Source organism: Variovorax sp. RCC_210 (assembly GCF_041355175.1).
In the GTDB taxonomy this organism is placed as follows: Bacteria; Pseudomonadota; Gammaproteobacteria; order Burkholderiales; family Burkholderiaceae_C; genus Variovorax.
The window spans coordinates 675,897-700,441 of record NZ_JBFUPJ010000002.1 but is presented as its reverse complement, the minus strand read 5'-3'; the positions used below and the strand labels follow the sequence as shown (position 1 = coordinate 700,441).

At 68.9% G+C, this 24,545-nt stretch carries 21 protein-coding genes; 14 read left to right on the top strand and 7 right to left on the bottom strand.

What is annotated here, in order from left to right; genetic code table 11:
* Positions 1 to 18: 18 nt before the first annotated feature.
* A complete protein-coding gene (locus tag AB6807_RS11300) occupies positions 19 to 2,271 on the bottom strand; it encodes a heavy metal translocating P-type ATPase (protein ID WP_371084592.1) in 2,253 nt (750 codons plus the stop codon).
* Between the two features lie 158 nt (positions 2,272 to 2,429).
* On the opposite strand from AB6807_RS11300, the gene AB6807_RS11295 reads away from it, so the two are divergent.
* A complete protein-coding gene (locus tag AB6807_RS11295) occupies positions 2,430 to 2,624 on the top strand; it encodes a heavy-metal-associated domain-containing protein (protein ID WP_116911742.1) in 195 nt (64 codons plus the stop codon).
* Positions 2,621 to 3,022 carry a Cu(I)-responsive transcriptional regulator gene (gene cueR, locus AB6807_RS11290; protein WP_116911741.1) on the top strand — a complete coding sequence of 134 codons (402 nt, stop codon included), beginning with the start codon at positions 2,621 to 2,623 and terminating at the stop codon, positions 3,020 to 3,022. Before AB6807_RS11295 ends, cueR begins: the two co-directional genes overlap by 4 nt.
* A gap of 45 nt (positions 3,023 to 3,067) precedes the next feature.
* Here the strand turns inward: cueR and AB6807_RS11285 are convergent, their stop codons facing one another.
* On the bottom strand, positions 3,068 to 4,051 hold the full coding sequence (locus tag AB6807_RS11285) for a YcjF family protein (protein WP_371084591.1): 984 nt from the start codon (positions 4,049 to 4,051) through the stop codon (positions 3,068 to 3,070).
* A 577-nt stretch (positions 4,052 to 4,628) separates the two neighbouring features.
* On the opposite strand from AB6807_RS11285, the gene creB reads away from it, so the two are divergent.
* Positions 4,629 to 5,432, top strand: coding sequence for a two-component system response regulator CreB (gene creB, locus AB6807_RS11280; protein WP_371084590.1), 804 nt, complete (start codon positions 4,629 to 4,631; stop codon positions 5,430 to 5,432).
* On the top strand, positions 5,429 to 6,889 hold the full coding sequence (creC, locus tag AB6807_RS11275) for a two-component system sensor histidine kinase CreC (protein WP_371084589.1): 1,461 nt from the start codon (positions 5,429 to 5,431) through the stop codon (positions 6,887 to 6,889). Before creB ends, creC begins: the two co-directional genes overlap by 4 nt.
* A gap of 42 nt (positions 6,890 to 6,931) precedes the next feature.
* On the opposite strand, the gene AB6807_RS11270 is transcribed toward creC, so the two are convergent.
* The 4 genes from AB6807_RS11270 to creD form a co-directional block, all read right to left on the bottom strand.
* Positions 6,932 to 7,537: a hypothetical protein gene (locus AB6807_RS11270; protein ID WP_371084588.1), complete on the bottom strand. Its 606-nt coding sequence runs from the start codon at positions 7,535 to 7,537 to the stop codon at positions 6,932 to 6,934.
* Positions 7,538 to 7,637: 100 nt separating this feature from the next.
* Positions 7,638 to 10,055 (bottom strand): penicillin-binding protein 1A, encoded by a 2,418-nt coding sequence (locus AB6807_RS11265; protein WP_371084587.1) that lies wholly within the window; start codon positions 10,053 to 10,055, stop codon positions 7,638 to 7,640.
* Between the two features lie 12 nt (positions 10,056 to 10,067).
* The gene (locus AB6807_RS11260) at positions 10,068 to 11,384 is read right to left on the bottom strand and encodes a glycoside hydrolase family 3 N-terminal domain-containing protein (protein ID WP_371084586.1); all 1,317 of its coding nucleotides are present in this window, start codon (positions 11,382 to 11,384) and stop codon (positions 10,068 to 10,070) included.
* Entirely contained in the window at positions 11,381 to 12,901 is a 1,521-nt protein-coding gene (creD, locus tag AB6807_RS11255; protein ID WP_371084585.1) for a cell envelope integrity protein CreD, read from the bottom strand. Before creD ends, AB6807_RS11260 begins: the two co-directional genes overlap by 4 nt.
* A gap of 204 nt (positions 12,902 to 13,105) precedes the next feature.
* Between creD and AB6807_RS11250 the strand changes: the two genes are divergently transcribed.
* The 5 genes from AB6807_RS11250 to AB6807_RS11230 are packed head-to-tail and all read left to right on the top strand — an operon-like array spanning position 13,106 to position 18,838.
* The gene (locus tag AB6807_RS11250) at positions 13,106 to 15,187 is read left to right on the top strand and encodes a VIT domain-containing protein (protein WP_371084584.1); all 2,082 of its coding nucleotides are present in this window, start codon (positions 13,106 to 13,108) and stop codon (positions 15,185 to 15,187) included.
* A 29-nt stretch (positions 15,188 to 15,216) separates the two neighbouring features.
* Positions 15,217 to 16,197 carry an exosortase Q gene (xrtQ, locus tag AB6807_RS11245; RefSeq protein ID WP_371084583.1) on the top strand — a complete coding sequence of 327 codons (981 nt, stop codon included), beginning with the start codon at positions 15,217 to 15,219 and terminating at the stop codon, positions 16,195 to 16,197.
* Positions 16,178 to 16,759: a hypothetical protein gene (locus AB6807_RS11240; protein WP_371084582.1), complete on the top strand. Its 582-nt coding sequence runs from the start codon at positions 16,178 to 16,180 to the stop codon at positions 16,757 to 16,759. The genes xrtQ and AB6807_RS11240 overlap by 20 nt, the downstream gene beginning before the upstream one ends.
* A gap of 12 nt (positions 16,760 to 16,771) precedes the next feature.
* A complete protein-coding gene (locus AB6807_RS11235; protein ID WP_371084581.1) occupies positions 16,772 to 18,037 on the top strand; it encodes a biosynthetic peptidoglycan transglycosylase in 1,266 nt (421 codons plus the stop codon).
* 33 nt (positions 18,038 to 18,070) lie between these two features.
* The gene (locus AB6807_RS11230; RefSeq protein WP_371084580.1) at positions 18,071 to 18,838 is read left to right on the top strand and encodes a GNAT family N-acetyltransferase; all 768 of its coding nucleotides are present in this window, start codon (positions 18,071 to 18,073) and stop codon (positions 18,836 to 18,838) included.
* A 1-nt stretch (position 18,839) separates the two neighbouring features.
* Here AB6807_RS11230 and AB6807_RS11225 read toward each other — a convergent pair whose 3' ends face one another.
* Entirely contained in the window at positions 18,840 to 19,475 is a 636-nt protein-coding gene (locus AB6807_RS11225; protein WP_371084579.1) for a TetR/AcrR family transcriptional regulator, read from the bottom strand.
* 162 nt (positions 19,476 to 19,637) lie between these two features.
* Between AB6807_RS11225 and AB6807_RS11220 the strand changes: the two genes are divergently transcribed.
* The 5 genes from AB6807_RS11220 to AB6807_RS11200 all read left to right on the top strand — a co-directional run bounded on the left by AB6807_RS11220 (position 19,638) and on the right by AB6807_RS11200 (position 24,527).
* Positions 19,638 to 21,068, top strand: coding sequence for a carotenoid oxygenase family protein (locus AB6807_RS11220; RefSeq protein WP_371084578.1), 1,431 nt, complete (start codon positions 19,638 to 19,640; stop codon positions 21,066 to 21,068).
* Positions 21,065 to 21,622 (top strand): hypothetical protein, encoded by a 558-nt coding sequence (locus AB6807_RS11215; protein WP_371084577.1) that lies wholly within the window; start codon positions 21,065 to 21,067, stop codon positions 21,620 to 21,622. Before AB6807_RS11220 ends, AB6807_RS11215 begins: the two co-directional genes overlap by 4 nt.
* A 92-nt stretch (positions 21,623 to 21,714) precedes the next feature.
* Positions 21,715 to 22,611, top strand: a complete 897-nt coding sequence (locus AB6807_RS11210; RefSeq protein ID WP_116911727.1) for a pirin family protein — start codon at positions 21,715 to 21,717, stop codon at positions 22,609 to 22,611.
* A gap of 102 nt (positions 22,612 to 22,713) precedes the next feature.
* Positions 22,714 to 23,793 carry a flavodoxin family protein gene (locus AB6807_RS11205; RefSeq protein ID WP_371084576.1) on the top strand — a complete coding sequence of 360 codons (1,080 nt, stop codon included), beginning with the start codon at positions 22,714 to 22,716 and terminating at the stop codon, positions 23,791 to 23,793.
* A gap of 161 nt (positions 23,794 to 23,954) precedes the next feature.
* Complete coding sequence (locus AB6807_RS11200) at positions 23,955 to 24,527, top strand: Spy/CpxP family protein refolding chaperone (protein ID WP_371084575.1); 573 nt, start codon at positions 23,955 to 23,957, stop codon at positions 24,525 to 24,527.
* The last annotated feature ends 18 nt before the right edge of the window (positions 24,528 to 24,545 follow it).

Below are 24,545 nucleotides of genomic sequence, written 5' to 3'. Positions count from 1 at the left end.
CCGCCGCGCGCGACACCTTCAGGGCTTCCAGCGGCGCAGCAGCAGCGCGTTGGCCATCACGCTCACGCTCGACAGCGCCATGGCCGCACCGGCGACCACCGGGCTGAGCAGCCCGAAGGCCGCGAGCGGAATGCCGGCCACGTTGTAGGCAAAGGCCCAGAACAGGTTCTGCCGGATCTTGGCCACGGTGCGCGCCGACAGCTCGAAAGCCTGCGCCACCAGCGCGAGGTCGCCACGCATCAGCGTGATGCCGGCGGCTTCCATCGCCACGTCGGTGCCGCCGCCCGAAGGCGCCATGGCGATGCCTACATCGGCCGCGGCCAGCGCGGGCGCGTCGTTGGCGCCGTCGCCCACCATCGCGACGACATGGCCGTTCTTTCGCAACGCGCTCACCTGCGCCGCCTTGTCGGCGGGCAGCACGTCGGCGCGCACATCGCCGGCATCGATGCCCAGGCGCTGCGCCATCGCCTGCGCCGCGCGCAGGTTGTCGCCCGAAATCATCACCACGCGCAGGCCGCGCGCACGCAGCGCGCGCACCGCTTCCGCCGCCTGCGGCTTGGGTTCGTCGGCAAAGGCCAGCAAGGCCTGCGCATGCGCGGTGCCCGCTTCGTCGAAGCGCAGCAGCGCCGACACGGTGGCGCCTTGCGCTTGCAGGCCGTCAATGTCGGCGGCTTCGGGCATGGCGTCGAGCTCGCGGCACCACCGCAGGCTGGCGATCGCCCAGTTGACGCCGTCCACGTCCCCGCGCACGCCGCGGCCGGGCCACGCCTGCATCGCGCCCAGCGGCGGTGCCTGCAGCTTGCGTTGCGCCGCGGCCGCCAGCACCGCCTTGGCCAAGGGGTGTTCGCTGCCGCCCTGCAGGCTCGCGGCCGTGGCCAGCAGCTCGTCTTCGCCAGCCTCGGCGCCGGCCAGCGGCACCAGCGCGGTGAGCACCGGCCGGCCGATGGTCAGCGTGCCGGTCTTGTCGAAGGCGACGGTGTCGACGCGGTGGGCAATTTCGAGTGCGCGTGCGTCCTTCACGAGGATGCCGTGGCGCGCCGCCACGCCTGTGCCCGCCATCACCGCGACCGGCGTGGCCAGGCCCAGCGCGCACGGGCAGGCGATGACAAGCACGGCCACCGCGTGGATCAGCGCGGTCTCGATGCCCGCGCCCGCCACCAGCCAGCCGGCGAGCGTGGCGAGCGCAATCACCAGCACCACCGGCACGAACACGGCCGCCACCTTGTCGACCAGCCGCTGGATCGGCGCCTTGGCGGCCTGCGCGTCCTCCACCAGCCGGATGATGCGCGCCAGCACGCTCTCGGCGCCAACCGCGCGCACCTCGATCACCATGCGGCCGTCGCCGTTGACGGCGCCACCGGTCAGCGCATCGCCCGGGCCCTTGGCCACGGGCAGCGGCTCGCCGGTGAGCATCGATTCATCGACCTCCGACTGCCCTTCGATCACCCGCGCATCCGCCGGCACGCGCTCGCCGGGGCGCACCGCCAGGCGGTCGCCCACCATCACCTCGGCCAGCGGCACGTCGCTTTCCTTGCCGCGCGCGCCGACCAGGTGGGCCAGCTCGGGCCGCAACTGCTGCAGGGCGCGAATGGCCGAGGTGGCCTGGCGCTTGGCGCGGGCCTCCAGCCACTTGCCGAGCAGCACCAGCGTGATGACCACGGCCGAAGCCTCGAAGTACAGGTGCGGCATGGCGCCGTGGCCCGCGTGCTCGCCGGTGGCCGAGCGCCACCACAGCCACAGCGACAGGCCGAAGGCGGCGCTGGTGCCGAGCGCGACCAGCAGGTCCATGTTGCCGGTGCGCGCCTTCGCCGCGTGCCAGCCGGCGCGGTAGAAGCGCGCGCCCAGCCAGAACTGCACCGGCGTGGCCAGCAGCAGCTGCACCCAGGGCGGCAGCATCCAGTCTTGTCCGAAGGGGTCGCCGAGCATGGGCGCGAGCAAGGGAATCGACAGCGCCAGCCCGACGGCGACCGGCGCGAAGCCGTGCCACGGCGACAGCGCCGCGGCCTCGTCCGCCGCGGTGCTCGCCGCGCGCGGCTCGTAGCCGGCGGCGCGCACGGCGCGGCGCAGCAGAACGCCGATGTCGTCACCCTCGCCGGGCACGGTGACAACTCGCGCCGATTCGGTCGCCAGGTTCACGCTCACGTCCTGCACGCCGGGCACGTTCTTCAGGGCGCGCTCCACGCGCATGACGCAGGAGGCGCAGGTCATGCCACCGACCGAGAGGTCGAGTGTGGCGGCGGCAGATGTCGGCAGGGGCTGCAGGTTTTCCATGGGTTCGAGGCTAAGGCTTCACACGATGGCAAGGTCAAGCGGAAACTTTCGTTGTCCCTGCGCTGGACATTGACATCGTGAGAGGGTTCAGACTGCGGTCTTCTTTCCGGTCATACCCTTTCATCCAGTTCCATTCATCTATCCAAGGAGTCGCAACGATGAGCCAGAAATTCCAGGTCACAGGCATGAGCTGCGGTCACTGCGTGAGCGCGGTGCAAAACGCGGTGCAAACGGTGGACCCCGAGGCCCAGGTCACGGTCGACCTCGAGACCGGCCATGTCGATGTGCTGAGCGAGCAGCCGCGCCAGGACATCGTGGTGGCGATCGAGAACGCGGGCTACGCCGTTCAATGACGGGCCTGGTCGCCATCGGCGAGGCGGCGCAGCGCTCCGGCGTGTCGGCCCGCATGGTCCGGCACTACGAAGGGCTGGGCCTGCTGCCGGCGGTGGCGCGCACCGACAGCGGCTACCGCCAGTACGGCGATGCCGACATCCATACGCTGCGCTTCATCAAGCGCTCACGCGACCTGGGCTTTTCGATGGAAGAAATCGCGGAACTGGTCGGGCTGTGGAACAACCGCCGCCGCGCCAGCGCCAGCGTGAAGCGCATCGCCCAGAAGCACCTGGGCGAACTGGAGCAGCGCATTGCGGACATGCAGTCGATGCGCAACACGCTGTCCCACCTGGTGCACTGCTGCCACGGCGACGCGCGGCCGGAGTGCCCGATCCTGGACGACCTGAGTCAGGCCTGAACCAGACTTGAACCAAGCCAGATCCGGGCCTGAGCCCGGCCGGCTTCAGGCCCCACGCACCAGCGAAAGAACCTTGCCCGCGTCCAGCGTGCGGGCCTTTTCCTGGATGGCCGGCAGGTACTGCGCCTGCAGGCCCTGCCCTTCCTTCACCACGCCCGAGAACGCCTCTTTCAGCATCTGCGTGGAGAGCGTGCGGCCGCCCGCGTAGTAGCGCTTGGCCACATGGCCCAGCGCGTAGGTCGAGGCAAAGCTCATTCCCGAGCTCACCGCCTGGTTGCCCAGCCCGCGCAGCAGGCCACCGCCCACCTTGCCGAGCAGTCCGCCCAGCAACTTGCGCCCGGCTTGCTCCAGGTACTGCGAGGTCAGCCCGACACCGACCGTGGCCAGGAAGTCTTTCACGTGGCCGCTGTCGAGCTGGTAGCCGTAGGACTGGCCGATGCGGTAGACCAGCTTCATCTGCAGCGGAATGATCGCCATGGTCGACAGCGTCTCGGGCAGCAGCTCGAGCGCGCCGTTGAGGATGGCGGCGTTGAGGATCGACTTGTCGAGCTCGGCGGTGTCGGGCGTGGCGGTCGGGGCCGACCCCGTGGCGGTGGCCACCGCCGTGCCGGACGCAGAAATGGCACCGGCTGCACCGGCGGGAGCCACCCCAGGCACCGCCGCCGCGATGTCTTCCGCCTGCTGCGAAAACCCGGCCGCCGACGCGTCCAGCCCCAGCGAGGTCCGCACATCGGTCAGGAACAGCCGTTCCGCCTCCGACTGCGTGCCGTCCGCATCGCACACGCACACCGCCATTTCGTAGGCCAGCTGCCGCGACTCGGGGCTTTTCAGCTCGCCGGCCACCGACGCCAGCGACACGCGCTTCATCAGCACGTCCTGGTAGAGCGTCGGCAGGTTCACGCCGTCGGCCTGCGAGAGGCCTTCGGCGATCCGCTTGATCTCGGCGCGCTCGCGCTCGTGCTTCTCGCCGTCGACAAACGCAGCCAGCAGGCTCAGGGTCACGATCGATTTTGTTTCTGAAGGTGTCATTGATGACATTTCGCAATATGGAGCGCCAATTGAGGTCGCCGCGAGGGCCCGGCGGTTCGCGGCGCGTTCTCCCCACAAAACTTGAGCAACTCTGTGGATAACGTTGGCACTTCTGTGTAGGGGCGTTGCAAGTATTTGATTAGCAAGGGGAATCTACATATTGCCCAAAAATTAAGCAATTAATTTCCCTGCCCGAAAAACGTCTTTGGCAGATTTTTCAGGGGCCGTCAAAGGACAACTCTGGGGACAGTTTTTGCACAAGCCATGGCTTATCCACAGGCCGGTCGGGTTACCCAATGTTGTTCATTTGTGCGGTACACCACCGAAGCGCAGCTGCGCACAGTGACGCAGGCATGACAACTCGTTGTCGCGTAACGGAAAAACAGGCATGTCCACAGAAGTGTGCCGTCCTTATCTACTACTACTAATTTGAATAAGAAGAATAAGAAGATAGGGAACAGGGAAAGCTGCGCGCAAAAAAAAGCCGCAAACGGCCGCGCCGGTCCACGGCGCCTTGGGCGGAAACGACTCCTCCCGGTTCTCTCTCCTCGCCCTCCCCTGGGTAACAATCCGGGGAATGAGCTTCAAACCCCGGATCCTGATTGCCGAAGACGAGTCGGGCATCGCCGACACGCTGCAATACGTCCTGAAAAGCGACGGATTCATCCCGGTGTGGTGCGCCACGGCCGAAGAAGCCATCGCCCAGTTCACGCAGGAACCGCCGGCGCTGGCCATCCTGGACATCGGTTTGCCCGACCTGAACGGTTTCGAGCTCTTCAAACGCCTCCAGGCGCTGAACCAGGCAATGGGCGGCCCGGAGGTACCGATGGTCTTCCTGACGGCCCGCAGCGACGAAATAGACCGCGTGGTGGGCCTCGAACTGGGAGCGGACGACTACATCGCCAAGCCGTTCTCGCCGCGCGAACTGGTCGCCCGGGTGCGAACGATCCTGCGGCGAAGCGCCAGAAGTAGCACAAATGGCTCAAACGGCTCGCCTGCGGCCTCGCCACCGAACCATGGGGTACCCCATCAAACCGGAGCCCAGGCGGCTCCAGCGGCCTCCCAGGTGCCCGCAATGCCGTTTTTGCTCGACAACGAGCGAATGCAAATCCGGTACTACGGCCGGCTGCTCGAGCTCTCGCGCTACGAGTACGGTCTGCTGAGGCTGCTGGTGCAGCGCCCGGGGCGCGTGTTCACGCGCGACGAATTGCTGCAGCTTGTGTGGGACGACGCCAGCGACAGCTTCGACCGCACGGTCGACGCGCACATCAAGACCTTGCGCGCCAAGCTCAAGGCGATCGCGCCGGAGGTGGAGCCGATCCGCACGCTGCGCGGCACCGGCTATGCGCTGAACGAAGAGTTGCCCGCCAAGGCGTCGTGACCCGGCGCACGCGAATCTTCATCGGCATCCTGCTGATCTACACGGCGGGCATCGCCTTCCTGCTGTACCGCGTGGTCTCGGACATCGATCCGCGCTACCGCGAGTCGGCGGAGGAATCGCTGGTCGAGACCTCGCAGCTGGTCGCCAGCCTGGTCGAGCAGGACGTGATCGCCGGTGCCATCAACACCGCGCGGCTGGAGCCGCTGTTCCGCACGGTGTACGCGCGCGAGTTTTCCGCGCAGATCTACAACCTGCACAAGAGCCGCGTGGAGCTGCGCGTGTACGTCACCGACCGCGGCGGCCGCGTGATGTTCGACTCGCTCGGCAGGCACCTGGGCGCCGACTATTCGCAGTGGAGCGACGTGAGCCGCACGCTCGCCGGCCTGTACGGCGCGCGCACCTCGCGCGACGTCGACGGCGACCCGCGCACCTCGGTGATGTACGTGGGCGCGCCCATTCGCTGGAACAACGAGATCGTCGGCATGGTCAGCGTGGGCAAGCCGGTGCAGAGCTTCGGCCAGTTCGTGGAAGACGCGCGTGCCCGCACCATCTGGGTCGGCGTGGGTTCGGGCCTGGCGCTGCTGTTGCTCGCGCTCATCGTCTCGGTGTGGCTGGTGCGGCCCTTCGGGCTGATCCGCGACTACTGGACCTGGGTGCGCGCGCAGCACCGCGTGGGCAGCCTGAGCATCGGGCGCATGGCGCGGCGCGCGGTCGACGGCGTGCGCGCCGGCTTCGGCGAGATGCGCGACGCGCTCACCGGGCGCAACTACGTGGCCGACTACGTGCAGACCTTCACGCACGAAGTCAAGAGCCCGCTGTCCGCCATCCGCGGCGCGGCCGAGCTGCTGCAGGAACCGTCGATGCCGCACGCCGAGCGCGAGCGCTTCCTGACGAACATCGAGCGCGAGACGCAGCGCATCCAGGAAATCGTCGATCGCATGATGGAGCTCACCGCGCTGGAAACCCGGCGCCGGCTCGACCGCACCGAGCCGGTGGCGCTGGGCGCGCTGATCGACGACATCGCGCTCAGCGCGCAACCCGCGGCGGCCAAGCGCAACATCCGCCTGCTGGTGAACGTCCGCGGCGAGGCACGCACCGAGGGCGACCCGTTCCTGCTGCGCAGGGCCATCAGCAACCTGCTGGACAACGCCATCGATTTTTCACCGCGCGACAGCGAGGTGCTGCTCACGCTGGAGACCACGTCGAAGCTCGCGCGGGTGAGCGTGCGCGACCACGGCCCGGGCATTCCGGAGTACGCGCAGGAAAAGGTCTTCCAGAAGTTCTATTCGCTCGCGCGGCCGCACACCCAGAAGAAGAGCACGGGGCTCGGGCTGGCGTTCGTGAAGGAGATCGCGGCATTGCACCGCGGTCGCATCGAACTGGGCAACGCGTCGCGCGGCGGTGCGGTGGCGACGCTGACCTTGCCGCTGCTGCCCTCCGCCCACCGCGGGCACTGAAAGCGCTGAGGGCGATGAGGGCGATGAGGGCTTGCTGGCCGGTTAGCTACCCGTCAGCGTCCGGTACGCATTGCGCGTTTCCGGGCTCACCGCGGCCAGCAGCTGGTCGTACGACGTCTGGTGGCGCGCCAGCATGCGCGCCGACGCCACGGTCTTCGACTTGCAATACCAGTGGCAGGTGTGCTGCAGCAGGAACAGCTCGGCCGACATCGTGAAGGCCTTCGACTTGGGCGTGCGCCCCGCGTCGTTGCGCATCACGCCGCCCACGCCGCGCGCGTGGATGAGCAATGCCTGGCGCACGTCGAAGGTGGCAGCCGGCAGGAGCTGCGTGGCCAGCGGCAGCGCCACCGGCAGCTTGCTCACGCGCGACACGGGTTCGGGCACGCGCGACATCTCGGCGGCGAAGCTCTCGAGCTGGCCGGCGATTTTTTCTTCGGTGGCGTCCAGCAGGTGCCAGATCTGCTGGCGGCGCTCGGCGTCGTCTTCGCCCAGGCAGCGCAGGTAGCCGGAAGTCAGGCTCTCCATGAGCCGTTCGATCTGGTAGCGCCCGAGGTGGCTGCCCAGCACGGCGATGCGCTGGCGCTGCTCCCGGGATTTGAGAATGTAGAAGCCGGCGGCAATCAATGCCACCAGGGTAAGAATTTCCATGGAGTCGTGGGGAAGAAAAAGAGAAGGCGGGACGCAGCACCGAGTGTAGGCACCGCGACCCGCCCTGTTGTCACACCGTTCTTTTTCGTGGCGTCCGCGGCTACCGGAAGAAGTCCAGGATCTTGTTGCGCTCCTCGGGCTGCGGCGGCGCCCCCAGCGGCGCGCCGGTGATCTCTTCCACCGGCGGCGGCGCCGCCTCGGTGTCCAGCCCCAGGCTTGCCACGTTGTGGCCCGGCGTGAAGTCGTCGAAGTACAGCTCGCCGTCGACGTTCACGATGCCCGGCGGCTCGGCCGGCAGCGTCACCGGCACGCCCTGCAGTGCGGTCTGCATGTAGCCGACCCAGATCGGCAGGCTCAGGCTGCCGCCGGTTTCGCCGCGCACGCCGAGCTGGCGCGGCGTGTCGTAGCCGATCCACGCGATGCCGACCATGGTCGGCTGGAAGCCCGCGAACCAGGTGTCGAACGAGTCGTTGGTGGTGCCGGTCTTGCCGTAGAGGTCGTCGCGCTTCAGTGCCTGGTGCGCCTTGAAGCCGGTGCCGTTCTTCACCACGCTCTGCAGCAGCGACTCCATGACGAAGGCGTTGCGCTGCGGAATGGCGCGGCGCGTTTCGTCGAGCACCGGCGCCTCGGTTTCCATGATGACCTTGTCGCGCAGGTCGGTCACGCGCGTCACCAGGTACGGGTTCACGCGGTAGCCGCCGTTGGCGAACACCGAATAGCCCACGGCCATCTGCATCGGCGTGACCGAGCCGGCGCCCAGGCCCATCGGGAGGTTGGCGGGTTGCTTGTCCTTGTCGAAGCCGAATCGGGTGACCCAGTCTTGCGCGTAGGGCGCGCCGATGGACTGCAGCACGCGCAGCGTGACCAGGTTCTTCGACTTCATGAGCGCGGTGCGCAGCGGCATCGGGCCTTCGTAGGTGCCTTCGAAGTTCTTCGGCTCCCAGGGCTGGCCGCCGTTCTCGGCGGCGTCGAAGTGCAGCGGCGCGTCGTTCACCACGGTGGAGGGCGAGAAGCCTTTTTCCAGCGCGGCCGAATAGATGAAGGGCTTGAAGCTGGAACCCGGCTGGCGCCAGGCCTGCGTGACGTGGTTGAACTTGTTCTTGCCGAAATCGAAGCCGCCCACCAGCGCCTTGATGGCGCCGCTGCGCGGGTCCATGCCGATGAAGGCGCCTTCCACTTCGGGCAGCTGCGTGATCTCCCAGGTGTTCTTCGGCGTGCGTGCCACGCGAATGACCGCGCCGCGGCGGATCTTGATGTTGGGCGGCGCCTTCGCGGCCAGGCCCGACTGCGCGGGCTTGAGGCCGTCGCCGGTGATCTGCACGGTTTCGCCGTTGGCGCGCACGGCGCTGATTTCCTTCGCGTTCGCATCGAGCACCACGGCCGCGACCACGTCGCCGTTGTCGGGGTGTTCGGCCAGCGCGTCGTCCACGGCTTCGTCGACTTCCTTCTGCTCGCTCGGCAGGTCGACGAACTTCTCGGGGCCGCGGTAGGGCTGGCGGCGCTCGTAGTCCATGATGCCCTTGCGCAGCGACTTGTACGCCGCGGCCTGGTCCGCCGCCACCAGCGAGGTGTAGACCTTCATGCCGCTGGTGTAGATGCTGTCGCCGTACTGCGCGTACATCATCTGGCGCACCGTCTCGGCCACGTACTCGGCATGCAGGCGGCTCGGGTCGGCCGAATCGCGCAGGTGCAGTTCTTCCTTCTTGGCCTCGGCCGCCTGCTGCGCGGTGATGAAGCCGGTTTCCTGCATGCGGTCGATCACGTACAGCTGGCGCGCGCGTGCGCGGCGCGGGTTGGCCACCGGGTTGTTGGCGCCCGGCGCCTTCGGCAGGCCGGCCAGCATGGCGGCCTCGGCGATGGTCACGTTCTGCAGCGGCTTGCCGAAGTAGGTTTCCGAGGCGGCGGCGAAACCGTAGGCGCGGTTGCCCAGGTAGATCTGGTTCAGGTAGATCTCCAGGATCTGGTCCTTGGTGAGCTGCTGCTCGAGCCGCAGCGCCAGCAGGATCTCGTACGACTTGCGGCTCAACGTGCGCTCCGAGCTCAGGTACACGTTGCGCGCCACCTGCATGGTGATGGTCGAGGCGCCCTGCTTGCGCCCGCCCTTCAGGCTGGCCACGGCGGCACGCAGGAAGCCCTTGTAGTCGACGCCGCCGTGGTCGTAGAAGCGCGCGTCTTCCACGGCCAGCACCGCGTCCTTCATCACCTTGGGAATGTTCGCGAAGGGCGTGAGGTTGCGGCGCTCTTCGCCGAACTCGCCGATCATCTGGCCCTCGCTCGAATACACGCGCAGCGGCAGCTTCGGGCGGTAGTCGGCCAGCTCGGACACATCAGGCAGCTTCGGGTAGATGGCCACCACGGCCACGATGGCCGCGACGATGGCCACCAGCGCGCCGGAGCCCACCACGATGGCGCCCCATCCCGCGATGCGTTTCCAGCGGCGGTTCGGATCGACCGGGCCGTCGCCGTCGATGCCTTCGTCGGAACCGTCGGGAGGGTTGGAGCTTGAACGTTTGAACATAGGAAGAGCTAGCTAGCGAAAGGATTGGAGCCGCTGCGCGCCGCGGCGTTCCGGCATCGGGAGATCGAGCGCACCGCGCTGCGTGGCGAGCCGGGCGGTCAGGCCGGCAGCCTGGTGCGCGCAGTGCATGGCATCGAAGTACTTGTCGTGGTCGAAGGCGATCAGCAGGAGGTCCACGCCCGCGTCGAGCGCTCGGACAGTGGCTTCGCACAGACCACGGTTGTAGGCCGCGCCCATCGTGAGGTCGTCGGTGACGAGCAGGCCCTGGTAGCCCCACTCGCCCCGAATCACCCGCTGCACGATTCTGCGCGAGAAAGAGACCGGGTATTCGGCGTCGAGTTCCGCAAGGATGACATGGCCCAGCATGATCGCTGCGTCAGATTGTTTCGACACTTCTTGAAATGGTTTCCAGTCTTTCGCGGCCAGCTGGGCGACCGGCGTGCGCAGTTCGGCGGCGAAATGGTGGGTGTCCGCGGTGACGCCCGCCAGCCCCGGAAAGTGCTTCAGCGTGCCGCGAACGCCAGCGGCTTCTAGGCCTTGCGCGTAAGCGAGCGCCACCTGCGTGGTGAGCGCGGGGTCGGCGGAGATGGCACGTTCCTCGATGCGCGTGTGCAGGTCCCAGCGGCCTGGCGCGCGGCCCGGCCGCAGGTCGACCACCGGGCTGAAGTTGAGCGTCACGCCCAGGGCCGCCAGCGCCTTGCCTTGGCGTTCGCCGTAGGCCCGGGCGCGTTCGGCGAGCTGGTCTTCGGGCACCTCCGCGTCGAGCAGGCTCGACAGCGCGGGCTGGCGCTCGACCAATGGAGACAGCCGCGACACGCCGCCGCCCTCCTGGTCGGTCGCCACGATGAGTGGCGGCAGGCCGGCCTGGCGCCGCACGGCCTGCAACCCCTGGATTTCTTCGCGCAGGGCGTCGGCCGTGCGGCCCTTCACATTGCGCCCTGTCACGAAGATGCCGCCGATGAGGCCGCGGCGCGCAAGCTCGCGCACGTCGTTCGCGTCGTCGTAGCCAACGATGAAGTGCGCACCCAGCGCTTGCGCCGCCGGGCCCGACATCGCGCGAACTTCGGCGCGGTGCTGGCGCGAGGCGGCCTCGTTGCACAGCGCCATGAGCAAGGCCGCGCAGGCCAGGCCCAGCGCCACCGGGCGCAGCATGCCGCGCGCGAAGCGCCATGCGATGACGATGGCGGCGGCCAGTGCCGCGAGCAGCAGCGGCAGCTCCCAGCGGCGCATGAAGAGCAGGTGCGGGTCTTTCAGGTGCCAGGCCCAGAACCACAGCGTGGCCAGGGCCAGCCAGCCCGCGGCAGCGGCGATGACCCGCAGCAGTTTCATGCGGGCTGCGCTTCGGCGGTGGTGCTGGCTGTGCTGGCGGTCGCCGGCGCCGCGTCGTTGCGCCGCGAGAGCGCATACCAGTCGACCTTGCGCGTCACCACCATCAGCACCGCCAGCATGCCGAAGATCAGCAGTGCGCCCAGCAGCAGCGCGTTGCTTTCCGAAGCCAGCAGCCCGTACAGCGCGCCATACAGCAGCGCCACGAACGCACCGAAGGACATGCCGCGGCGCCAGCCGTCGAGCACCGCGCTGAAGTACACCGCCAGCAACGCGACGCTGGCCGTGGCCGCGCCCGCATAGGCCATCCAGAACGCGAACTTTTCCGACAGCGCCAGCAGCAGCAGGAAGAACAGCGCAATCGACAGCCCCACCAGCCCGTATTGCACCGGGTGCAGGCGCAGCTTGCGGAACAGCTCGAACATGAAGGCTGCCATCAGCACCAGGCCGATGAACAGCATGCCGTACTTGCCGGCGCGCGTGCTCATCGAGTAGACGTTGATGGGCTGCGCGAGCGACACGTCGAAGGTCTGCAGCGGGCCGAGGTTGCGGCGCGCCACGCGGTTGGCGCTGGCGCTGTCGCTGCTCATGGCCGTGCCCGCGGCCATCGCCACGTCGTTGCCCGAGCCGCTGCCGGAGCCCGAAAGACCGGCACGCACCTGTTCGCGCGCGGACGTCACCAGCGACGACACGCGCCAGTGCGCGTCGAAGCCCTGCGGTGTCACGCTGCGTTCGGCGGCAAGAAAGCGGCCACCGAAGCTCGGGTGCGCCCAGGGCGAATTCAGGTGGGCGGTGGTTTCTTCCGCGATGGGCGCGATGGCCAGCGTGTCCTGCCCGACCAGGCCGATCTTCATGTCGAAGGGAATCGGCGTGCCGGCCTGCCAGGCTGCGAGCGCGGCGCCGGTCAGCGGCGCGTGGATGCCGTCGGCAAACCAGGCGTCGTCGGCAATGCCCGGCACGCGCTGGCGAAAGCGCAGTGCCTCGCCGTTCATGGTGATCGCGGGCGAACCGTCGAGGCCGCGCAGGTCGCTCACGTTGAAGGCGATGAACGGCGCCTTGAACTCGATCTTGGAGTCGGTCTCGCTGTGCGACACGGCCTTGGGGTCGAAGGCCGTGAAGCCGCCGCTGAGCGTGGCGTTCAGCGTGTAGAACGGAATCTTGAAGATGCCGCGGTAGCGCTCCTGCGGCGCCATGCTGCCTTCGATGTGCAGCTTGTCGGGGAACACCACGTGGGCCATTTCCTTGGCGCGCGCCTCCTGGCCGATGACCTTGCCTTGCGCGTCGCGCTGCGTTTCCATCCAGCGCTCCACGTACGGCACCAGCATCAGCGGGCCGACCACGGTCTGGCGGCCCGCGTAGGTGGCGGCGAGTTCCTGGGCGGCCTCGCGCTGGCTCTCGCCGCGCTCGCGGTTGATGGCGTCGATTTCCGCCAGCGGAATGCACAGCAGCAACACCAGCACGAACAGGCCGGCCACCTTCACCAGCATCGAGCTCTGCAGGGCCCTGAACAGCTGAAGCATTTTTCTTCTCCTTGGTTGTCGTCGATGGCGCAATGCTCGCGGCGCCACCCGAAGGCCGTGTGAAGCACCGGCGCCGGGCGGCTTCACACAGACTTCACACAGCGGCGCGCGGGCGTTGCGCACTTCAAGAAGGCTTCCCACTGCCTTCTCGGGCGGTGGCGAAAGTTGCGGCCGTGCAAGTTCGCACGGACAAGGACCCCCGCCATGGATGCCCACACCACCCCACGCCCCGGCCGCTGGCTCTGGCTCGCCACCGTGAGCCTGGCGGCCGCGGGCTTCATCGCCATGGGCGTTCGCCCGGTGCACGCGCAGGAGTCGCCCGCCGCGCCCCGCCCGAAGACCGAGAGCCCGTACTTCTTCGTGAAGAGCGACGACCCCTCGGTCGACCGCCTGCCGCTGAAGGGCACCGAGGTGTCGGTGAAGATCTCGGGCGTGATCGCCGACGTGACGGTCACGCAGACCTACCGCAACGAAGGCCGGCGCGCCATCGAGGCGAAGTACGTGTTTCCCGGCTCGACCAAGGCCGCGGTGAACGGCATGAACGTGCGCCTGGCCGACCGCCTCATCACCGCGCAGATCCGCGAGAAGCAGCAGGCGCAGATCGAGTACGACACCGCCAAGAAAGAAGGCAAGACCGCCGCGCTGCTCGAGCAGCACCTGCCCAACGTGTTCCAGATGAACGTCGCCAACATCCTGCCCGGCGACGACGTGAAGGTGGAGCTGCGCTACACCGAGCTGCTGGTGCCGCAGTCGGGCAACTACCAGTTCGTGTTCCCGACCGTGGTGGGCCCGCGCTACAACTCGCCGCAGTCGGAGAACGCGCAGGCGAAATGGGTGGCGCAACCCGTGTTGCCCGCCGGAGCCGCGTCGAGCACCAGCTTCAGGCTGAAGGCCAGCATCGACACGCCGATCGGCATCAAGGAGATTCGCTCGGCCACGCACACCATCGAGGTGAAGAAGAGCGACGAAGACCAGCACGCCGACATCGCCCTCGCCGCCGACGGCCGACCCGCGGACAACCGCGACTTCGTGCTCGACTACCGACTGGCGGGCGAGAAGATCGAGTCGGGCCTGATGCTCTACAAGGGCCAGGGCGAGCATGCGGAAAACTTCTTCCTCGCGATGGTGGAGCCGCCCAAGGCCGTGGCGGCCAGCGCCATTTCGCCGCGCGACTACATCTTCGTGGTCGACATCTCGGGCTCGATGCATGGCTTTCCGCTGGACACCGCCAAGACGGTGCTCGAGCGGCTGATCGGCGGGCTGCGCCCGAGCGACACCTTCAACGTGCTGCTGTTCTCGGGCAGCAACAAGATGCTGTCGCCCAGGTCGGTGCCGGCCACGCGCGCCAACATCCAGCAGGCGCTGGCCACCATCCAGAACTACAGCGGCAGCGGCAGCACCGAGCTGATTCCCGCGCTCAAGCGCGTGTACGCCGAGCCGAAGGAAGAGAACGTGTCGCGCACCGTGGTGGTGGTGACCGATGGCTACGTGACGGTGGAGCGCGAGGCCTTCGAGCTGGTGCGCAACAACCTGTCGAAGGCCAACGTGTTCGCCTTCGGCATCGGCTCGACGGTGAACCGCAGCCTGATGGAAGGCATTGCGCGCGCCGGCATGGGCGAGCCCTTCATCATCACCGACCCGGTGCAGGCGCCCGAGCAGGCCGCGCGCTTTCGCCGCATGGTCGAGTCGCCGGTGCTCACCAATGTGAAGGCCACCTTCGGCGGGCCCGACGTGTACGACGTGGAACCGCAGGTGCTGCCCGACGTGCTGGGCGAGCGCCCGGTCATCGTGTTCGGCAAGTGGCGCGGGGATGTGAACGGGCAGGCCAAGGGCCGCGTGATCGTCGAAGGCCAGAGTGCCAGCGGCCCCTATCGCGAAGAAGTGCGCATCGACAACCGCACCCGCCAGGACACGGCCGCGCTGCGCACGCTGTGGGCGCGCCACCGCATCCAGGGCCTGAGCGACCAGGAGACGCTGGAAGGCAGCGGCGCGTTCAAGGAACGCATCACCGAGCTGGGCCTGAAGTACAGCCTGCTCACGCAGTACACGAGCTTCATCGCCGTCGACAAGGTGGTGCGCAACCTGGCGCCGCAAGACGCCGCGCAGGTGAACCAGCCGCTGCCCCTGCCGCAAGGCGTGAGCGAGCTGGCCGTGCCGAGCCTGGGCGCCGAAGTGCCGAGCACGCCGGAACCCGAATCGCTGGGCGCCATCGCGGTGGTGCTGTCGATGCTGGCCATGCTGCGCCGCCGCGCGCGCCGCAACGACACGCGCCGCTTCACGTCCTGAACAGAAAAAGAGAAAGAAAGAGAAGTCACATGTCGTTGGCAACACTTGCCCACCGCCATCCGCGCATCGTGGACTGGGGCATCCACATCGACCGCACGCCGGCCGCCGGCTGGCTCGCGCTGCAGTTCGCCGCGCTGACGCCGACCTGGGCCTGGATGGTGCAGCGCATGCGCGACGGCTCGGACGACCCGATGGGGCTGCTGGCGCTGGTCGCGCTCGCCGCGCTGGCCTGGAGCCGCCGGCGCGAGCTGCGCGCCTCGCCGCGCCTGGGCTGGCTCGCGTTGGCCGGCGCGGGCACCGTGCTGGCGACGCTGCTGCGCACGGGGCTCGGCGTGGTGCCCGCGCTGCCGCCGCTGGCGGCCGGGTTGCTGGCCGTGCTGGCGCTGGCGTGCGGCCTGCTCGCCTTCTTGCCGCGGCGCATGGCGGCGCTGCCGGTGGCGGGGCTGTCGGTGCTGGCGCTGCCGCTGCTGTCGTCGCTGCAGTTCTATGCGGGCTACCCGCTGCGCGTGGTCACGGCCGAGGTCAGCCGCTGGCTGCTGGCGCCAGGCTTCGAGGTGGCGCGCGAAGGCGCCACGCTGGTGATCGACGGCCGCCTGGTCATCGTGGACGCGCCCTGCTCCGGCGTGCAGATGGTGTGGCTCGGCTACTTCACGGCCTGCGCGGTCGCGCTGTGGGCCGGGCGCTCCGACCGCGGCTTCGCGCGCCGGCTGCCGCTGGTCGGGCTGTTCGTGCTGGCCGGGAACATCGTGCGCAACAGCGTGCTGATTGCGTTCGAAGGCGCCGGCCACCCGATGGCGCCCTGGGCGCACAACGCGCTGGGGCTGCTGGTGCTGGCGGTGGTGTGCGCGGCCATCGCGCGGCTGATGGTGCCGTCGAATCCATCTCGCCCACTTACATCGCGTCCACGTACATCGCGCTCACGTACGTCCCGTCAATCCGCCGAAGCGCCCGTCTCGATTCCGGGCCTCATCACCACCCAGGGAGGCCGCCGTGTCGACACCGTTCTTTGAGCGCTGGTTCGCGAACCATTTCATCAACCGCATCGGCCACAAGTCGGCCTTTGCGCTGGCGATGGTGCTGTGCATGGGGTGGTCGGTCACGGCGGCGGTGCGCGCGCCGGCCGAACCGGCCGCGGCGCTGGCCTCGCATGAGTGGCAAGCGGAATGGCCTGCGCAATGGGACGGCGCCGCGCTGCGCCCGCTGGCGCTGAGCGAGGTCGAGCAGCGCTTTGCCGACCACTTTCCCGGCGCCATCGGCCGCATGACCGACGGCACGCAGACCCTGGTGATGCGCCAGGTGACGCAGCCCACGCGCATGCTGCACCCGGCGGTGGACTGCTACCGCGCGCTGGGCTACCGCATCGAGCAGGCGCGGCTGGAACGCGATGCGCAGGAACGCATGTGGCGCTGTTTTGTTGCGCAACGGCACGGGGCGCAAAAATTACGCGTCTGCGAGCGCATCGAGGATGCCCGCGGCACGGCTTTCACAGACACTTCAGCCTGGTACTGGGCAGCGGCCAGCGGCCAGTCGAATGGGCCGTGGCAAGCTGTCACCGTGGCAAGACCGATCTGAAGAAACGAGCCTGTGAAGAAGACCCTGAGATTTGTGCTTTTCGGGCTGCTGGCCCTCATCGTGACGGCGTTCGTGGCTATCTTTTTGATAGTCAAGCTGGCGCTCGCACCCGCCGCGGGCGAATGGAGCACCACGGTGAAGGCGGGCCCGCTGAACTTCGAAATCGGCGTGCCCACGGCGGTGCGCGTGGCCACCTCGTCATGGTTCGCGCCCTACCTGGACGGCCGCACGCTGGACACCCGCTTCGGCACCGTGCGCTTCGCCTGGAAGCCGGCCGGCGAACTGCTCGAGATGCAGTGCGTGCCCTGCAGCGCCGAGGTGTCGGCGCTGGGCACCCAGCCGATCAAGGTGGAGCGCCTGGTCGCCACCGTGCGGCGCGACGGCAACACGCTCGCCGGCAGCTTCGAGGCCATGCCGCTGAGCACCGACACCACGCCGCTGCAGGGCCACTGGGACGGCAAGCTCACGCCCAAGAACCTGCAGCTCAACGCCAACGTGCAGGACGCCCCCATCGCCCGCTGGTACGCGGTGCTGGTGCCCACGCTGCCCGAGCTGCAGCGCGCGCGCATCGGCGGCACGCTGGCGCTGCGCGGCCAGCTGGTGCTGCCCGAGGCGACCTTCGCGGTGCAGCCGACCATTGGCCAGTTCACGGTCGAGGGGCTGGGCACCGAGGCCATGCTGAACGCGCGCACCAGCTGCGGCCCGTCGGCCAGGCTCACGAACGACAGCTGGCTGGCGCGCGCCGTCATCGCGGCGGAAGACCAGCGCTTCTTCACCCACACCGGCTACGACCTGACAGAGATCCTGGCGTCCATCGACAACAACCAGAAGCCCGGGCAGATCCGCCGCGGCGGCAGCACGCTCACGCAGCAGCTGGCCAAGCTGCTGGTCACGGGCAGCGACCGCACGGCCGAGCGCAAGCTGCGCGAGCTGCTGTACGCGGTCGAAATGGAGCAGACGCTGGGCAAGGCCCGCATCCTGCAGCTGTACCTGGACAACGCGCCCTGGGGCGGCAACCTGTGCGGCGCCGAGGCCGCGGCGCGGCGCTACTTCAAGCGCAGCGCGCGCACGCTGGAGCCGGCGCAGGCTGTGTGGCTGGCGGCCATGCTGCACAAGCCGCAGGCGGTGCTCGAACAATGGCGGCGCGACGGCCACATCGACGCCGACCGCATCAAGTGGGTGGCCGAGGGCATCCGCGGCATCAGCCGGGCCCAGCGCGAGGCGCTGCTGAAAGGCGTGGCCGCGGCGAAGTTCACGGCGCCCGAGGCGACGCCCTGAACGCCATGTAATGACCGTCACGCCATGACAGCCATGACAGCAACGACAGCCATGACATTGAGCATTCCCGACATCGAAGCCATCGAGCGCGCCACCGTCGCGGCCGTCTCGCCCGACCTCAGCGAAGAAATCGACGGCTGGCTGCTGCCCTTCGCCGAAGGCACCGTGAAGCGCGCCAAGTCGGCCGTGCCGCTGCACCGCAGCGCGGTCGAGCCCGCCACGCTCGACCGCATCGAGGACCGCTGCCTCAGCCGCCAGGCAGCGCCGCTCTTGCGCCTGGCCGACGCCGCCTGCTTCGAGGGGTTGCGCGCCGAGCTGGAGCGCCGCCGCTACAGGCCCGAAACGCCGACCTGCGTGCAGGTCGGCTCGGCGCAGCGCATGCGCCAGGTGGCCGCGCCCGACGCCGCATTGGCGGACATCGACAGCGCCCCCGACGACGCCTGGGCCGCGCTGTTTCTCGGCGAAGGTTTCGACCCGGTCGATGGCGCGCACCGCGTGCGCACGCTGTCCCGCGCCAAGGGCACGCTCTACGCCAGCGTGCGCGAAGGCGGCCGCACGGTGGCGGCCGGCGCCATCGCGTTCAGCCACGGCTGGGCCAGCGTGCACGGCATGCGCACCGACCAGGCGCAGCGCGGGCGCGGCCTGGCCGGGCGGGTGCTGGCCGGCATGGCGCAGGCGGCGCTGGCGCGCGGGTTCGAGCGGGTGTTCCTGCAGGTGGACGCCACCAACCCGCCGGCATTGGCGCTGTACCGCCGCGCCGGTTTCGAAACGCAGTGGAAGTACAGCTACTGGCAGCGCTGAGCTAGGCCTCGAAGCCGAAGCGCACGTCGTCCAGCGCCTTGTCGACCAGGGCGATCGGGTCGTCGAAATCGGGCGTCACCTTGATGATGCCGGGCAGGCGCTGGTCGATGAGCAGGATCGCCAGCCCGTGCACATAGCCCCAGGCGGCGGTGATGCGCATGGCCTCGGTGCCGCTGAGCGAAACCGGGGCGTCGTCGGGCGGCGCGTTCTTCGCGCCGATGATCGCGGCCATCACCCGCATCGCCTCGCGGGCCGCGTCGTTCAGCACGGGGCGTTGCATGTCGATGATCTCGTTGCGGAACATCAGGCCGAACATGGCGGGGTTGTCGTAGGCGAAGTGCACGTAGGCATGCGCGATGGCGTTGCGGCGCGCGCGCAGTTCGTCGTGCGCGGCCGCGGCGTTGCGCATGGCGTCGCTCAGGCGGCCGTAGCCGACGGCAGCCAGCTCGCTCACCAGGCCCGTCATGTCGCCGAAGTGGTGCTTGGGCGCCGTGTGCGACACGCCCGCCTCCCGCGCGATGGCGCGCAGGCCCAGGCCGGGAATGCCGTCGCGCAGCAGCACGGTTTCGGCTGCGGCCAGCAGGGCTTCGGGCAGGGAACCGTGGTGGTAGCGCTTGGTCGGGGTGTCGGTGGTCATTCGGGGGGAAAACGCGAAAAGGGGCAGCCAATGGGCCGCAGAAGCGAAGAAGCCGAAAAATCTTACCACTGGAAAAATTTCTTGACTTCGGCTGTCGAGTCGAAGATATTTCCACTGGAAAGATATTCGAAAGCACCTTCCCACCGACCCAAGGAGCCCCCGATGAACGACGCCATTCCCCGCAGCGCACCCCCGCCGAACATGGACCCCATCGACTTCGAGACCGAGGTAGCCTCGCTGCCGCTGAAGGGCACGCTGCCCGCCGGCCTGCGCGGCACGCTGGTACGCAACGGCCCGAACCCGGTGGCGCCCGACCCCAAGGCGCACTGGTTCTCTGGCGACGGCATGCTGCACGCGTTCCAGATCGGTGACGGCCAGGTGCGCTACCGCAACCGCTGGGTGCGCACGCAGCGCTGGCAGGCGGCGGCCGAGGGCAAGGACCTGTCGGGCGGCTTCCAGGAAGCACCGGTGAGCGAACAGCCCAAGCAGCAGCACGACGACGGTTCCGCCAACACCAACGTCATCGGCCACGCCGGGCGCATGCTCGCGCTCGAAGAGGCGCACCTGCCGGTCGAGATGGCCCTGCCCGCGCTCGACACGCTGGGCGCCACCGACTTCGGCGGCGGCCTGCACGGCAGCTTCACCGCGCACCCCAAGACCGACCCCAGGACCGGCGAGCTGCTGTTCTTCGGCTACGGCACGCCTGCACCGCTGTCCGCGGGCATGAGCTTCGGCGTGATGTCGCGCGAAGGCCGCGTCACGCGCTTCGAGCGCTTCGAGGCGCCCTACCCCAGCATGGTCCACGACTTCATGGTGACCGAGCGGCACGTGATGTTCCCCATCATGCCGCTCACCGCCAGCATGGAGCGCGCGCAAAGCGGCCGCCCGCCTTACGCGTGGGAGCCCGAGCACGGCACGCGCGTCGGCCTGATGCCGCGCGACGGCGGCACGCGCGACATCGTCTGGTGGAAGGGCCCCGCCTGCTACGTGTTCCACGTCATGAACGCGTGGGAGGCCGAAGGCAGCCTGTTCGCCGACGTGGTGCAGTTCCCCACGCCGCCGCTGTTCCCCAGGCCCGACGGTTCGCCCGTGAGCGACAAGCCGCCGATCAGCCGGCTGGTGCGCTGGCAGTTCGATCTGTCGAGCACCACGCACGAGTTCACCCAGACGCAGCTGGAGGAGATTCCGGGCGAGTTCCCGCGCATCGACGAGCGCGTGGCCGGCCTGCCCTACCGCCATGGCTGGTACGTGTGCCGCGGTGTGTCGCAGCCGGGCGGACCGCCGCGGCTGTACGCGGGGCTGGTGCACATCGACCACGGCACGCCGCACCGCGACATCTACCAGTTTCCGGCGCCCGACGTGGTGTCCGAAGGCGTGTTCGTGCCGCGCTCGGCCGATGCCGAGGAAGGCGACGGCTGGCTGCTGGCCACGGTGTGGCGCGGCGCGACCGACACCAGCGACCTGGTGGTGTTCGATGCGCGCGCGCTGGCATCGGGCCCGCTGTGCGTGGCCTCGCTGCCGCACCGGGTGCCGGTGGGCTTCCACGGCAACTGGTTCCCGTCGAAAGAGGAACATCAGGAGCAGCGGCCATGAGCATGCTGCTGGCCTTCGCGCCCTTCATCGTCTTCGCGCTGTGCGACCGCCTGCTCGGCGTGGTGCCCGCGCTGTCGGCCGCGGCGCTGGTGTCGGCCGTGTTCCTGGTGCGCGACTGGCTCACGCCGGGCCGCTCGGTCAAGGTGCTGGAAATCGGCACGCTGGCGCTGTTCGGCGGCCTGGCGGTGTACGCCGTGGCCACGCACACCGAATGGTCGCTGCTGGGCATGCGGCTGCGCGTGGACGCGGGCTTGCTCATCGTGGTGCTCGCGAGCATGGCCATTCGCCAGCCCTTCACGCTGCAGTACGCCAAGGAGCGCACGCCGCCCGAGGTGTGGACGCAGCCGGGCTTCAGGCTGGTGAACAACGTCATCACCGCGGCCTGGGCCGTGGCCTTCGGGTTGATGGTGCTGGCGGACGTGGCCATGGTCTACATGCCCGCGCTGCCGCTGTGGGTGGGCATTGCGGTGACGGTGGCGGCCATCGTGGCCGCGATCCGCTTCACGCAGTGGTACCCGGAACACATGCGCGCCAAGTTCCAGGCGGCCAACTGATCGCACCGACCTAGCGCCCGGCCGCCCGACACGGCCGCAGGGCTGACCGCGTCACTGTGGCGCCGCCCGCGCGTTGGTGACACCATGGCCGCATGACGAACGCCAATCACCACGCCAACCACCCCACCGATCCCGTCGCCGCGCCGCGCGGCATCGACCACATCGTGGCCGGTGTGTCCACCAGCGACGGCGACGGCGTCAAGCTCACCCGCGTGCTGCAGCAGCCGCTGCAGAAGCGGCTCGACCCGTACCTGATGCTCGACGCCTTCGGCAGCGACAACCCGGGCGACTACATCGGCGGCTTTCCCAACCACCCGCACCGCGGCTTCGAGACCGTCACGTACATGATCGCGGGCCGCATGCGCCACCGCGACAGCGCCGGCCACGAAGGCCTGCTGCAGAACGGCGGCGTGCAATGGATGACCGCCGGCCGCGGCCTGGTGCACAGCGAGTTGCCCGAGCAGGAAGAAGGCCTGATGGAAGGCTTTCAGCTGTGGCTCAACCTGCCCGCCAAGGACAAGATGCGCGAGCCCTGGTACCGCGACATCCAGAGCGAGGAGATTCCCGAGTTCACCACCCCCGACGGCGTGCACGTGCGCGTGATCGCCGGCGCGAGCCACGGCATCGAAGGCGCGGTGCGGCGCGAGCACACCGAGCCGCTGTACCTGGACATCACGCTGCCGCCGGGCACCGACTTCGCTCAGCCGCTGCCGCACGATCACAACGCGCTGGTGTATGTGTTTCGCGAGTCGCTGTGGATCGCGGGCAGCGAGATTCCCACGCGGCGCATGGCCATCCTGGCGAACGACGCGGGCAGCGACGGCGTGCTGCTGCGCGCGGGCGCGACCAACCACAGCCCGGCGCGTGCGCTGCTCATCGCGGGCAAGCCGCTGCACGAGCCCATCGCGCAGTACGGGCCTTTCGTGATGAACACGCAGGAGCAGGTGAAGCAGGCGGTGCACGACTTCCAGAACGGCAAGCTGGGCTGAGCGGAAACCGGCCGCGTCGCCGAGAGCTGTAGTCGGCCACCTACCGCAAGACGGCATGCGGCACGCATGCGCCGCCGCGCACGCGCTGCCTAGATTGCAGCCATGCCCCCCACGATCCGAAAAGGACAGGCGCCAGACACGCTGCAGCGCGCCGAGTTCCATGAACGCTTCATGCAGCCTTTTCAAGACCCCGCCTTCAAGGCGGAGGCCGAGGCGCTGAAGCGCATCGAGGTCGTGGCCTGGGAGGCCTACCAGGACGGGCGCAAGGCGCCGGTCACGCGCAAGGCCGGCCCCGGCTACGCCGACCCCGACTACGACCTGTCGGTCGACTGGCTCGAGGCCAAGGCGCGCATCGACGCGGCGCAGGCCGCCTGGGGCCAGCCGCAGACGCGCTCGCGCGTGCTGCTGGTCAACGGCTCGCCGCGCAACGACGGCACCTGCCCCGGCGAAATTTCCAAGACCTGGCGCATGGCCGAGCTGGCGCGCGAGGTGCTCGAAGGCGGTGGCATCGAGGTCGATCTGCTCGACCTGAGCCTGGTCACCTCGGAGTACGGGCGGCAGATTCACCCGTGCAAGGGATGCGTGTCCACCGCCATGCCGCTGTGCCACTGGCCATGCAGCTGCTACCCCAACCATTCGCTGCGCCAGACCGGCGACTGGATGAACGAGATCTACGAGCGATGGGTGGCCGCGCACGGCGTCATCTTGCTCACGCCCACGCACTGGTACCAGGCCACGAGCCCGCTGAAGCTGATGATCGACCGGCTGGTGTGCGCCGACGGCGGCAACCCCGACCCGAGCAGCACGCACGGCAAGAAGCCCGAGGAGGCCAAGGCGCTGGAGCTCGAAGGCGGCGGCTGGCGCTACCCGAAGCACCTCGACGGCCGCGCCTACGGCGTGGTGGTGCACGGCGACGTGGCCGGCATCGAGAGCCTGCGGCGCAACCTGTGCGACTGGCTCGACTGGATGGGGCTCGTCGATGCCGGCACGCAGGCGCGGCTGGACCGCTACATCGGCTACTACGAGCCCTACGCCACCAGCCATGACGAACTCGACGCCGACGCCGACATGCAGGAAGAAGTGCGCAACGTGGCGCGCGCGGTGGCCCGCGCCGTGGGCGAGCTGCGCGCCGGTACGCTGCAGAAGCCCGACCGCGGTCTCAAGCGGCCGCGACCGAAGTAAGAACCGGAGAGCCTAGAAGGGCCGATGGATGCTGTGCCCGGCGCGCGTTCATTCTTCTTTACGCAAGCTCACGCTGGGCTAACCGGCGCGATACAGAGGTCTTCCACACTTCATCTCACCTGCTGCCCATCGGCGGCAGTCTTCGAAAGGAAGTATTTCTCATGATCTCTCTTCGCCAACGCATCGTCTGGGCCAGCCTGCTCGGTTCGGCCGCCCTCGCCTCTTCGGGCGCCTTCGCTCAAGCGCCGGCCGCTCCCACCGCAGCCGCACCCACGGCCGCGGTGGCCCAGGCCGACAACGCCGCCGCGCCCAAGGCGCAGCACAAGCGCATGGACCCGGCCAAGCGCATGGAGCGCATGCAGGAGCACCGCGCCAAGCGCCTGGCCGCGCTGAAGGAAAAGCTCAAGCTCAACGCCGGCCAGGAAGGCGCATGGAGCACCTTCACCGCCGCCAGCCAGCCGCCGGCCGGTGCCCGCCCGCCGCGCATGGACCGCGCCGAGTTCGCCAAGCTGACCACGCCGGAGCGCCTGGAACGCATGCAGGCCCGCCAGGCCGAGCGCAGCGCCATGTTCGCCAAGCGCGCCGACGCCACGAAGACCTTCTACGCCACGCTCACGCCTGAGCAGCAGAAGACCTTCGACGCCGAGACCGCCCACTTCGGCGGCCCGCGCGGTCACCACGGGCACGGTGGCCCTGATGGCGGCCCGCGCGGTGCGGCACCTGCCAAGGGCTAAAGGCCAAGGGCTGAGCCG

Excerpts from the sequence above, each read along its gene's own strand:
- cueR (WP_116911741.1), top strand. The coding sequence starts at position 2,621 with ATGACGGGCCTGGTCGCCATCGGCGAGGCGGCGCAGCGCTCCGGCGTG.
- AB6807_RS11200 (WP_371084575.1), top strand. The coding sequence starts at position 23,955 with ATGATCTCTCTTCGCCAACGCATCGTCTGGGCCAGCCTGCTCGGTTCG.
- AB6807_RS11295 (WP_116911742.1), top strand. The coding sequence starts at position 2,430 with ATGAGCCAGAAATTCCAGGTCACAGGCATGAGCTGCGGTCACTGCGTG.
- AB6807_RS11230 (WP_371084580.1), top strand. The coding sequence starts at position 18,071 with ATGACAGCAACGACAGCCATGACATTGAGCATTCCCGACATCGAAGCC.
- creD (WP_371084585.1), bottom strand. The coding sequence starts at position 12,901 with ATGCTTCAGCTGTTCAGGGCCCTGCAGAGCTCGATGCTGGTGAAGGTG.
- AB6807_RS11265 (WP_371084587.1), bottom strand. The coding sequence starts at position 10,055 with ATGTTCAAACGTTCAAGCTCCAACCCTCCCGACGGTTCCGACGAAGGC.
- AB6807_RS11270 (WP_371084588.1), bottom strand. The coding sequence starts at position 7,537 with ATGGAAATTCTTACCCTGGTGGCATTGATTGCCGCCGGCTTCTACATT.
- AB6807_RS11260 (WP_371084586.1), bottom strand. The coding sequence starts at position 11,384 with ATGAAACTGCTGCGGGTCATCGCCGCTGCCGCGGGCTGGCTGGCCCTG.
- AB6807_RS11225 (WP_371084579.1), bottom strand. The coding sequence starts at position 19,475 with ATGACCACCGACACCCCGACCAAGCGCTACCACCACGGTTCCCTGCCC.
- AB6807_RS11215 (WP_371084577.1), top strand. The coding sequence starts at position 21,065 with ATGAGCATGCTGCTGGCCTTCGCGCCCTTCATCGTCTTCGCGCTGTGC.
- creB (WP_371084590.1), top strand. The coding sequence starts at position 4,629 with ATGAGCTTCAAACCCCGGATCCTGATTGCCGAAGACGAGTCGGGCATC.
- AB6807_RS11220 (WP_371084578.1), top strand. The coding sequence starts at position 19,638 with ATGAACGACGCCATTCCCCGCAGCGCACCCCCGCCGAACATGGACCCC.
- xrtQ (WP_371084583.1), top strand. The coding sequence starts at position 15,217 with ATGTCGTTGGCAACACTTGCCCACCGCCATCCGCGCATCGTGGACTGG.
- AB6807_RS11250 (WP_371084584.1), top strand. The coding sequence starts at position 13,106 with ATGGATGCCCACACCACCCCACGCCCCGGCCGCTGGCTCTGGCTCGCC.
- AB6807_RS11300 (WP_371084592.1), bottom strand. The coding sequence starts at position 2,271 with ATGGAAAACCTGCAGCCCCTGCCGACATCTGCCGCCGCCACACTCGAC.
- AB6807_RS11210 (WP_116911727.1), top strand. The coding sequence starts at position 21,715 with ATGACGAACGCCAATCACCACGCCAACCACCCCACCGATCCCGTCGCC.
- AB6807_RS11205 (WP_371084576.1), top strand. The coding sequence starts at position 22,714 with ATGCCCCCCACGATCCGAAAAGGACAGGCGCCAGACACGCTGCAGCGC.
- AB6807_RS11285 (WP_371084591.1), bottom strand. The coding sequence starts at position 4,051 with ATGACACCTTCAGAAACAAAATCGATCGTGACCCTGAGCCTGCTGGCT.